This is a genomic window from Actinoallomurus acaciae, assembly GCF_042429965.1.
GTDB lineage: Bacteria > Actinomycetota > Actinomycetes > Streptosporangiales > Streptosporangiaceae > Actinoallomurus > Actinoallomurus acaciae.
The window spans coordinates 1-9,891 of record NZ_JBHLZP010000307.1 but is presented as its reverse complement, the minus strand read 5'-3'; the positions used below and the strand labels follow the sequence as shown (position 1 = coordinate 9,891).

The 9,891-nt window shown below is 72.1% G+C and carries 8 protein-coding genes and 1 pseudogene; 3 read left to right on the top strand and 6 right to left on the bottom strand.

The window, feature by feature from the left end; translation table 11 throughout:
- The 3 genes and pseudogenes from ACFFNX_RS31700 to hutH form a co-directional block, all read right to left on the bottom strand.
- Nucleotides 1-388, bottom strand: a pseudogene (locus ACFFNX_RS31700) (hypothetical protein); the annotation flags it as partial.
- Nucleotides 389-391: 3 nt separating this feature from the next.
- A complete protein-coding gene (hutU, locus tag ACFFNX_RS31695) occupies nt 392-2,044 on the bottom strand; it encodes a urocanate hydratase (protein ID WP_378209546.1) in 1,653 nt (550 codons plus the stop codon).
- 11 nt (nt 2,045-2,055) lie between these two features.
- Nucleotides 2,056-3,594, bottom strand: coding sequence for a histidine ammonia-lyase (gene hutH, locus ACFFNX_RS31690; protein WP_378209545.1), 1,539 nt, complete (start codon nt 3,592-3,594; stop codon nt 2,056-2,058).
- 353 nt (nt 3,595-3,947) lie between these two features.
- Between hutH and ACFFNX_RS31685 the strand changes: the two genes are divergently transcribed.
- Both ACFFNX_RS31685 and ACFFNX_RS31680 read left to right on the top strand, forming a co-directional pair.
- Nucleotides 3,948-5,483: a hypothetical protein gene (locus tag ACFFNX_RS31685; RefSeq protein ID WP_378209544.1), complete on the top strand. Its 1,536-nt coding sequence runs from the start codon at nt 3,948-3,950 to the stop codon at nt 5,481-5,483.
- 102 nt (nt 5,484-5,585) lie between these two features.
- A complete protein-coding gene (locus ACFFNX_RS31680; RefSeq protein WP_378209543.1) occupies nt 5,586-6,356 on the top strand; it encodes an IclR family transcriptional regulator in 771 nt (256 codons plus the stop codon).
- A 256-nt stretch (nt 6,357-6,612) separates the two neighbouring features.
- Here the strand turns inward: ACFFNX_RS31680 and ACFFNX_RS31675 are convergent, their stop codons facing one another.
- Nucleotides 6,613-7,551, bottom strand: coding sequence for a hypothetical protein (locus ACFFNX_RS31675; protein ID WP_378209542.1), 939 nt, complete (start codon nt 7,549-7,551; stop codon nt 6,613-6,615).
- A gap of 139 nt (nt 7,552-7,690) precedes the next feature.
- Nucleotides 7,691-8,584, bottom strand: a complete 894-nt coding sequence (locus ACFFNX_RS31670) for an NAD(P)H-binding protein (protein WP_378209541.1) — start codon at nt 8,582-8,584, stop codon at nt 7,691-7,693.
- A gap of 81 nt (nt 8,585-8,665) precedes the next feature.
- Here ACFFNX_RS31670 and ACFFNX_RS31665 point away from each other — a divergent pair, with 81 nt between their 5' ends.
- Nucleotides 8,666-9,307, top strand: a complete 642-nt coding sequence (locus ACFFNX_RS31665) for a TetR/AcrR family transcriptional regulator (protein ID WP_378209540.1) — start codon at nt 8,666-8,668, stop codon at nt 9,305-9,307.
- Between the two features lie 9 nt (nt 9,308-9,316).
- On the opposite strand, the gene ACFFNX_RS31660 is transcribed toward ACFFNX_RS31665, so the two are convergent.
- Nucleotides 9,317-9,891 (bottom strand): EF-hand domain-containing protein (locus tag ACFFNX_RS31660; protein WP_512699866.1); only part of this gene is annotated, 575 nt, incomplete at its 5' end.

Below are 9,891 nucleotides of genomic sequence, written 5' to 3'. Positions count from 1 at the left end.
CGATCGCGGCGAGTGCGGAGACGACGCCCAGCGGCCCGTCGTACGCGCCGCCGTCCGGCACCGAGTCCAGGTGGCTGCCGGTCAGCACGGCGTCGCGGCGTCCGGCCACCGCCTCCACGCGGGCGTCGCCCACCATCGCGTCCGCCGCGATGCTCGCCGCGCTCGCGAGCAGGCCGCCGACGCTCGCACCGGGGTTCTCCTCGACGTCCCACCAGGCGAACAGGTTGCCGTTCAGGTCGCGCTCCACCGCCAGCCCGCGCGACCGTGCCTCTTCGGCGAACCACGCACGGCACTCGCGGTCCGCCGCCGTCCAGGAGAACCGCCGGTAGCCACCGCTCCCGGCCCGCCCGATCGGGCGCAACGTCTCCCACATCTCTTCGAACGCCATGGCTCAAGCCTCGCGCATCGGGACCCGTACGCCGCGCTCGGCGGCCACGTCGGCCGCGCGGTCGTACCCGGCGTCGACATGGCGGATGACGCCCATGCCCGGGTCGTTGGTGAGGACGCGCTCCAGCTTCTGCGCGGCGAGTGGCGTGCCGTCCGCGACCGAGACCTGCCCCGCGTGGATCGACCGGCCGATGCCGACCCCGCCGCCGTGGTGGATGGACACCCACGAGGCCCCCGAGGAGGCGTTGATCAGGGCGTTCAGCAGCGGCCAGTCGGCGATCGCGTCGGATCCGTCGGCCATGCCCTCCGTCTCGCGGTACGGCGAGGCGACGCTGCCCGAGTCGAGGTGGTCGCGGCCGATCACGATCGGGGCGCTGATCTCGCCGCTCTCCACGAGCTTGTTGAACTCCAGCCCGGCCCGGTCCCGCTCGCCGTATCCGAGCCAGCAGATCCGCGCGGGCAGCCCCTGGAAGTGCACCCTCTCCCCCGCCATCCGGATCCAGCGGGCGAGCTGCTCGTTCTCGGGGAACAGATCCAGGATCGCCCGGTCCGTACGGGCGATGTCCTTCGGGTCGCCGGACAGGGCGGCCCAGCGGAACGGGCCCTTGCCCTCGCAGAACAGCGGCCGGATGTAGGCGGGCACGAACCCGGGGAAGTCGAAGGCACGCGTGTACCCGGCGAGCTGGGCCTCCCCGCGGATGGAGTTGCCGTAGTCGAAGACCTCGGCGCCCGCGTCCTGGAAGCCGACCATGGCCTCGACGTGCGCGGCCATCGACTCGCGGGCCCGGGTGATGAAGCCGTCGGGGTCCTTGGCGCGTTCGGCGGCCATGTCCTCGAACGCCACTCCGCGCGGCAGGTACGTCAGCGGGTCGTGCGCGGATGTCTGGTCGGTGACGATGTCGATGGGCGCGCCATCGGCGAGCAGTGACGGCACGATGTCGGCGGCGTTGCCGAGGAGCCCGATGGACAGCGGACGTCGCGCGTCCTTGGCCTCCTGCGCCAGCCGCAGGGCCTCCTCGACGCTGTCCGCGCGCACGTCGCAGTAGCGGTGCTCGACCCGGCGGTCGATGCGCGAGGGGTCGCACTCGACGCAGATCGCGACGCCGCCGTTCATGGTCACCGCGAGGGGCTGGGCGCCGCCCATGCCGCCGAGACCGGCGGTCAGCGTGATCGTCCCGGCCAGGGTGCCGCCGAACCTCTTGGCCGCCACCGCCGCGAACGTCTCGTAGGTGCCCTGCAGGATGCCCTGCGTGCCGATGTAGATCCACGAGCCGGCGGTCATCTGCCCGTACATGGTCAGCCCGAGCGACTCCAGCCGCCGGAACTCCTCCCAGGTCGCCCACTGCGGCACGAGGTTGGAGTTGGCGATGAGCACCCGCGGCGCCCACTCGTGCGTACGGAAGACGCCGACCGGCTTGCCCGACTGGACCATGAGGGTCTCGTCGGCCTCCAGGTCGCGCAGGGCGCGGACCATCGCGTCGAAGGCGTCCCACGAGCGCGCCGCGCGGCCCGAACCGCCGTACACGATCAGCTCGTCGGGGTGCTCGGCGACCTCGGGGTCGAGGTTGTTCATGAGCATCCGCAGGGCGGCCTCCTGCTGCCAGCCCTTGGCGCTCAGTGTCGTGCCGCGCGGCGCGCGTACGGGACGGGGACCCATGGTGTTCCTCCTCAGGACAGCGGTCCGACGACGGACTCGGCGGCGGCGACGAGCGAGCCGTCGCGGACCAGATCCACGGCGGCGGCGATCTCGGGGGCGACGTGACGGTCCGGGCCGGGCCCGGGAACCCCCGTGCGAAGGGCGGCGACGACGGCGGCGGTCGCCGGGCCGGGCCGCAGCGGCGCCCGCAGGTCGAGGGCGCGGGCGGCGGTCATGATCTCGATCGCGACGACACGCGTCAGGCCGTCGACGGCCCGGCGCAGCTTGCGGGCCCCGCCCCAGCCCATGGAGACGTGGTCCTCCTGCATGGCGGAGCTGGGGATCGAGTCGACGCTGGCGGGCGTGGCGAGCCGCTTGAGCTCGTTCACCACGGCTGCCTGGGTGTACTGGGCGATCATGTAGCCGGAGTCGACGCCCGGGTCGTCGGCCAGGAACGCCGGGAGGCCGTGCGAGCGGGCCACGTCCAGCATCCGGTCCGTACGGCGCTCGGCCATGGAGGCGACGTCGGCGACCGGGATGGCGAGGAAGTCCAGCACGTACGCGATCGGTGCGCCGTGGAAGTTGCCGTTGGACTCGACCCGGCCGTCCGGCAGCACGACGGGGTTGTCGACGGCGGAGGCCAGCTCGCGCTCGGCGACGAGAGCGGCGTGGGCCAGGGTGTCCCGCGCGGCGCCGTGCACCTGCGGGGAGCAGCGCAGCGAGTAGGCGTCCTGGACGCGGTTGCAGTGCGGCCCGCGGTGCGACTCCATGATCGCCGAGTCCTTGAGGAGCCGGCGGAGGTTGGCGGCGCTGTCGGCCTGACCGGGGTGGGGGCGCAGCTCCTGCAGGTCCCGCGCGAAGACCCGGTCGGTGCCGAGCTGGGCCTCGACGCTCATCGCGGCGCCGATGTCGGCCGCGCGCAGCAGGGCGCGCAGGTCCTCGATGGCCAGCACGAGCATGCCGAGCATGCCGTCGGTGCCGTTGAGGAGGGCCAGGCCCTCCTTGGCGACGAGGGTGAGGGGCTGGATGCCGGCCTCGGTGAGGGCGTCGTGGGCGGGGCGCCTGCGTCCCTCGGCGTCGCGGACGTCGCCCTCGCCGATCAGCGCGAGGGCGACGTGGCTGAGCGGGGCCAGGTCGCCGGAGCAGCCGAGGCTGCCGTACTCGTGCACGATCGGGGTGATGCCCGCGTTGAGCAGCGCGGCGAGGGTCTCGGCGGTGACGGGCCGCACGCCGGTGCGCCCGGTGGCGAGCGTGCTGAGGCGCAGGAGCATCATCGCCCGGACGACCTCACGCTCGACCTCGGGCCCGGACCCGGCGGCGTGGGAGCGGACGATGTTCTCCTGGAGCCGGGCCCGCAGCTCCTCGTGGATGTGCCGGGTGGCGAGGGCGCCGAAGCCGGTCGAGATCCCGTACGCGGGCGTGGGCCGGGAGGCGAGGTCGTCCACGTGCGCCCTGGCCTCGGCGATCGCCTTGAGCGCCTCGTCGGTGAGGGCGACCTCGGCGCCGTGGCGGGCGACGGCGACCACGTCGCCGAAGGCGAGCGGGCCGGTGCCGACGGGGATGTTCGTCATACCCCTATTGGACGCGACCGCGTGCCGTGCCCGCACCCCGGGAGGGCGGCATGTGTCTCAGATACGAGACACTGGAGCGTACGCCGGGCGCACGGGTACCGGCGGCACGGCAGGCGACGGCCGCGCTCCGGGTGGTGGAGGGCGGCCCGTGCGGAGGCCCGTGCGGAGGCCCGTGCGGTGGCCCGTGTCGCCCGGAGGTCCGGTGCGCACCGCCGTCGGACCCCGATGGTGATCATGATAATTTCGGCCGGACCAGACCGGATCGACCAGGGCTGTGGCGTATAGACGGTTACAACGCCTCCGCGGGAGCGGTCGGTGGTGCGGCGGAGGGCATCGCGTCGCTGACGAGGCGAGTGGAGACGTTCCAAAAGTCCAACAACGAGGTGACGAACACGCTCTCCGACGAGAGCGCCTGGGGCCTGCTCCGCCCCTTGCGAGGGGACTTCCTCTCCCTCGCCGAGGAGTTCCGGCGGCACCTGAACCAGATGTCCGGCGCCGTCGACGGGGCGCGCGAACGTCTCCACACGACGTCCGCCACCTACGGTTCAGCCGAAGCCGCCTCCCTCGGCGTCCTGGCCGAGACCGGCAGGACGTACGGCGACGGGAAGACCCTCCGCGAGCTGAACCCCGTGTCGGGGTTCTACCAGAACCACCATGCCTGGTACGGCGTCATCATGGGGCTGCCGGCGTCCCTCGGCTCGATCGGGAACTCGGCTCTCCACGGCTGGCGGCTCTTCGGCGACCTCTCCAGCGACGACAAGTACAACACCGGCACCGACATCGCCATGTTCGCCACCGACGCCACCGCGGCGATCCTCTCCACCCGCGCCGACGTGCAGAACCTGCTCATCGACCCGCTGGGCCTGCTGATCCGGTCCGGCCTGTCCTTCCTGCTGAACGCCTTCTACTGGACCAAGAAGGTCACCGACCTGCTGACCGGCGACCCGATGGCGACCGGCCAGGCCGCGTACGGCTTCGACAGCATCGCCGAGGGCTGCCGCAGGCTCGCCGCGGACATCGGCTCGACCTCGCACCGGCTGCTCGACGACCGGTGGCAGGGCGTCGCCGCGGAGGACGCGGGCGAACGCCTGCGCGACCTGACCGACGGGATCAACGACACCGCCAGGAGTGCCGACGGTATCGCCGCGCTGCTCCAGGTCATCAGCTCCCTCATCGCCGACGTCGAGGCGATCGTCCGCGGGATGATCACCAGCCTCGTCACCTGGGCGGTGATGCTCTGGTTCAGCGCGCAGCTCGCCGCCGTCGAGACGGCCGGCGCTTCGGAGGCCGTCGCGCTTCAGGACATCACCGTGCAGTCGGGACAGACCGCCGGAGAGGTCGGACGTCTGCTGGCGCTGCTGACGTCCCTGATCCGCCGGGCGCGAGGCCTGGTGAGCCGGGTGCGCGCCGAGTTCCAGCGGGTCAACGAACGCTCGTTCGCGGCACTGGCGCACTCCGGGCCGGGAAAGTCGTTCATCGACTCCAAGTACGGCGGCGGCAGGCAGAACATGGCGGTGCTGAGGGAGGACGCCGTCCACGGTAGGCATGCGAAGGTCGACAACGTCCATATCCTCGTGAGCACGGGGAAGCAGGCATCTCGGACCGTCGTGAACGGCTTCCTGCTCAACTTCGGGTTCCTCCGGAGCCGGTACGACTCGACCGGCACCGCCTACCCGAACGGGCAACGCAGGATACGCGTCAGGTCGTACCAGGTCCCCGACGGTAACGGGAAATATCGCGAGCTGCGGAACCCCGTCGGCGTGGCCGGCAGCATCGCCTCGACCGCCCTGCCGCTCGGCCGCGCCCTCCAGTACTGGCACCGCGGCTCCGGCGGCGCGCCGGCGAGCGACACCGACCGCGAACTCGACCTGTGGACCGCCCGGGAGTGAACCCGGCGGGCGGACTCACCTCGGCGCGTGGAGGTGCCCGCCGTGGGAGGGACGGATGAGCTCCTTGACGGCGTCTGTCTCGGATACGAGACACTAGAGGATATGGCGGGCGGGCAGGTACCGGCGGCACGGCGGGTGATGGCCGTGCTCCGCCTGCTGGCCTCCTCCGCACGGCCCCTCGCCGCCTCGGCCATCGCCCGCTCGCTGGACCTGCCGCGCTCCAGCACGTACCACCTGCTCACCGCGATGGCCGAGGACGGCTTCGTCACGTACCTGCCCGAAGATCGGTTGTGGGGCCTCGGCGTGACGGCGTTCGAGATCGGCTCGGCGTACCTGCGCCAGGGTCCGCTGGAGCGCCTGGCCCGCCCGCTCCTCGTCCGCCTGGTCGACCGGGTCGGCGAGATCGTCCAGCTCGGCGTGCTGCACGGGGCCGAGACGCTGTACCTGCTGAAGGAGCAGCCCCGCCACCACGCGACCCTGGTCACGGACGTGGGCGTACGGATGCCCGCGTACCTGACCGCGAGCGGCCGCGTGATGCTGGCCCATCTGCCCGCCGCGCAGGTGAGGGCCCTCGTTCCGGGAGAGCTGGTCAACCGGACCGGCGCCGGCCCCCGGTCGCTGCGGGAGCTGCGCCGGCTGCTGGCCGAGGACGCCCGGCGGGGCTGGGCGGTGGAGGACGGCCACGTGACGGAGGGGTTCGCGAGCATCGCGGCGTGCAGCTTCGACCACGTCGGCCGCCCGGCCGCCGCGATGACGGTGACGTTCCGCCGGGACGTCCACGCGGAGGAGGAATGGCCCCGACTCGCCGACCGCGTCCGCGAGGCCTCCGCCGAGCTCACCCGCCGCCTGTCCGGCCACGCCCCGGAGAGGTGAGCGCCGGCGCAGCCTGCCCTCGTACGGCCCGCACCCGACGATCGACAGGCCGACGTGGCGGTCCGGCAGGAGTCCCATGGCCGAGGGAACCGGCGAGCACCTTGGTCATGAGTCCGGCGAAGCCGGATGTCGTCGTGATGGACATCCGCATGCCCGGCATGGACGGGATCGAGACCACCCGGCGGATCGCGGCCGGTCCGGCCTCCGCGCACGCTCGACGGCATCACCGGACGGGAGCGCGAGGTGCTGACCCTCGTCACGCGTTGGCGCGCATCCAGGACTCGATGAGCTCCTGGGTCTCGGCGGTACGCGGGGTGACGCTCTTGTCCTGGTGGTCCACCGCGATCTCCACGGGCCGCAGGTCCGGCACCTGGCCGCTGGCGAGCGCGTGTCCCTCGGGCAGTCGCTCGTACGCGCTGGGACGCCACCAGTAGATCTGCGGGGTGATGGCGTTCTGGCCCTTCTCGACATGGGTACGGGCGAGGGCCTGCATGGCCTCCATCGCCGCGATCACGTGGGTGCCGCCGATCTCGTGCACGATCAGGTACTCCGGGATCGGGAAGGACACGAGCGCGCCGTACGGGGCGGGTCCGAGGAAACGCCTGAGCACGTGGACGCGGGAGCCGACATAGCGGTGGGTCTCGCCGATGTGCGTGATCGGGACGCCCCAGATCTCGTCGGTCCCGGCGTTGTGCGGCTCGCGGCTCAACGACGCGTGGAGCGCGGCGCCGAAGACCTGATCCTCCGGCCTGCCGCCGAGGTCCACCCGGTTGAGCGGCTGGATCGAGTCGGGCCGGTCGATGACCACCGTCTCCACCAGACCCGGCGCGAGAGTACGGGTCAGCAGGGCGTCGCGCATGCCGGGCGGTTCGGCCAGCGCCGCCTCGGGGTAGATCCGCACCCGCAGCGCGTCCTCGGCCAGCAGGCGTTCGATGTCGGCCGCCGCGGCGGCCGGCGCCTGCCCCCGCTGTTTGCGGATCCCCCGCGCGAAGCCGCGGACGAAGTCCGCGGCGAACGCGGGAAGGTCCGCCGATGGCACGCGACCGGCGTGGACGCGCCACTCACCGATGTCGGGATTGATGTCGCCGGCGCCCGGGACACTGATGGCGATCGTCGTCGGGCCGGTGATCCGGGCCGCGAGGTTCTCGTCCGCGAAGGCCCGGACCAGGGCTTCGCCGATGACGTCCTGAGTCAAGCTGCTCTCTCCCCATCATGATCGAAAGAACCGATTCGACTCACCGGACGCGTGCCCGGTTCCCATCGGCGCCGGACCGCACGAACCACCCACGCCCGCAGACTCATCGAGTGTGCGCGCGGGTCGTCCGGCGCGCCTGTCAGGCGGACCGGACCGCGGGCTTGAGGACGTCCTCGCACCACCGCCGGAACGTGGTCGGCGTGTCGATCGCGTGCTGCGGCGTACGCGCGATGCCGCCGTACAGGCCGTTGTCCACCGCGATCATCATGTCGAGCATGCCCTGGACCATGGCGTCGGACCGGCCGGGTCCGGTGAGCTGCGCCCTGAGCGCCTCGATGGGAACCTGCCGGTACGCCACCGGGGTCTCGAGCACCTCGGAGATGACGGCGGCCATGTCGTTGCAGGACAGGTCCTCGGGTCCGAGCACCAGGACCTCCTCCTGGCCGGTCCACGTGGTGTCGAGCAGCAGGCGGGTGGCGACGGCGGCGATGTCGCGGGTGGCGACGGCGGGCAGCCTGAGGTCGGGCGCGATGACGTCGAAGAACATGCCCCGCTCCTTGATCACCCGCGCCTGCCGCAGCATGTTGTCCATGAACCCGGGCATGGTCAGCGCGCGGAACGCCACGCCGGTGCCGGCGATCAGGTCGTCCATGGCCAGCGACGCGGTCACGTACCCCGCCTCGCCCGCGGGGGCGGTGCCGCGGCCGAGGGAGCTGACGTCCACGACACGCTTGACACCCTGGCGGCGCATCGCCTCGGCGGCGGGACGCGTGAAGCCGACGAAGGCCTCCTCGGCGCTGGGGGCGTTGCGGTCGGGCGGCAGCAGCCAGAACACGGCGTCGGCGCCGTCGAAGGCGCGGGTGACGACCTGCGGATCGGCGTGCGAGCCTTTGATGGCCTCGACCCGGTCACGGACGTCGGTGGGCAGCTTGGCCGGGTCGCGCACGATGACGCGGACCGGCTGGTCACCGGCGAGGACGTGGTCGAGGACCTGGTGTCCGATGTTTCCCGTAGGGGCGGTGATGACGATCATGAGTTCTCTCCAAGGGAGCCGGTCGGGATCTCCGGGACAAGTAAACTCTACCGTACCGTTTACTTTTGAGGATGCACACCGATGAGGCAAGAAGGCGGACAGGGACGGAGCCGGCAGCGGCGCGGCGAGGAACTGCGCCGCCACATCCTGTTCACGGCCAAGGACGTGTTCCTCGAGACCGGCTATGAACGGGCGTCGATGGACACCGTCGCGTCACGCGCCGAGACGTCCAAGCGGACGCTGTACGCCCACTTCGAGAACAAGGACACGCTGTTCCTCGCGGTCATGGAACTCGTCCGTGAGCTGTACCTGCGCAGGCTGGGGACCCCCGACGCGTACGCCGAGGACCCCGCGGAGGCGGTGACGCTGTTCTGCGGGCGGTTCCAGCAGCTGATGATGTGGGAGGCCCAGGTGCGGACCTGCCGGCTGAGCATCGCCGAGGCCGAGCGGCTGCCGGGCAGTTCGAGCACGTACTTCGACGCCGTGTTCGCCAGCACGTACGAGCGCCTGAGCACCTACCTCGCCGGGCGGTACGCGATGGACCCCGCGGCCGGCACGGCGCTCGCGGAGGACCTGCTCGCCCGCACCGTGCTGCCGCGGCTGTTCCGCACGTTGCTCAACGTCGAGCCGGGGTTCAAGGACATGCCCGAGGAGGCGTCCCTGGCCGAGGACGTCGACCTGGACGCGATCCGCCGGCTGGTCTCGACGGCGCTGCCGGGCTGACCCGGTGTCTCAGGCCTGGGCGAAGAGCCGGTCGTAGTCGTCGGAGTGGTGGCGGCCGGCCATGAAGTTCAAGAACTCGCGGACGAACGCGGCACGGGTCAGGCGGGCCGGCGCGCCGGCCTCGCCGAGGTCGTGGTCGAACGCCACGCGGAAGAGCCTGCGGTGTTCTTCGGCGTCGATGACCTGGTCGTCGTCGGTGTCGGTGACGTCGAAGAGCACCTCGGCGACCCGGATGAGGGCGGGGCCGCTCATGGTGGCGGCCGTCGCGGCGTACTCGGGCCCGCTGACCCGTCCGTCGTGGTCGGTGTCGAGGGCGGCCTGGAGTTCGCGCCACCAGTCGGAGAAGGCGGCGAACAGGCGGTCTTCGTTCCGTACCCCCAGGTCGAGGCGGGTGGCGATCTCCCGGGCCATCGCGGCGAGGTCGGGCCAGTCGAGGTAGCCGTTGCCGGTCTGGTCCAGCACCTCGGCGAAGAAGCGCATGGCCGACGGCGGCGCCTCGGCGGCCGTCTCGCGGGCCGGGATGAGGAGGCGGAGCAGCGCCCCGGCCTTGGCCGTGCCGCGGCGCAGCCCCGCGAACGGGTCGT

Bases quoted from the DNA above. Each gene is read 5' to 3' on its own strand.
- hutU (WP_378209546.1), bottom strand. From the start codon at position 2,044: ATGGGTCCCCGTCCCGTACGCGCGCCGCGCGGCACGACACTGAGCGCC.
- hutH (WP_378209545.1), bottom strand. From the start codon at position 3,594: ATGACGAACATCCCCGTCGGCACCGGCCCGCTCGCCTTCGGCGACGTG.
- ACFFNX_RS31670 (WP_378209541.1), bottom strand. From the start codon at position 8,584: ATGATCGTCATCACCGCCCCTACGGGAAACATCGGACACCAGGTCCTC.
- ACFFNX_RS31680 (WP_378209543.1), top strand. From the start codon at position 5,586: ATGGCGGGCGGGCAGGTACCGGCGGCACGGCGGGTGATGGCCGTGCTC.
- ACFFNX_RS31665 (WP_378209540.1), top strand. From the start codon at position 8,666: ATGAGGCAAGAAGGCGGACAGGGACGGAGCCGGCAGCGGCGCGGCGAG.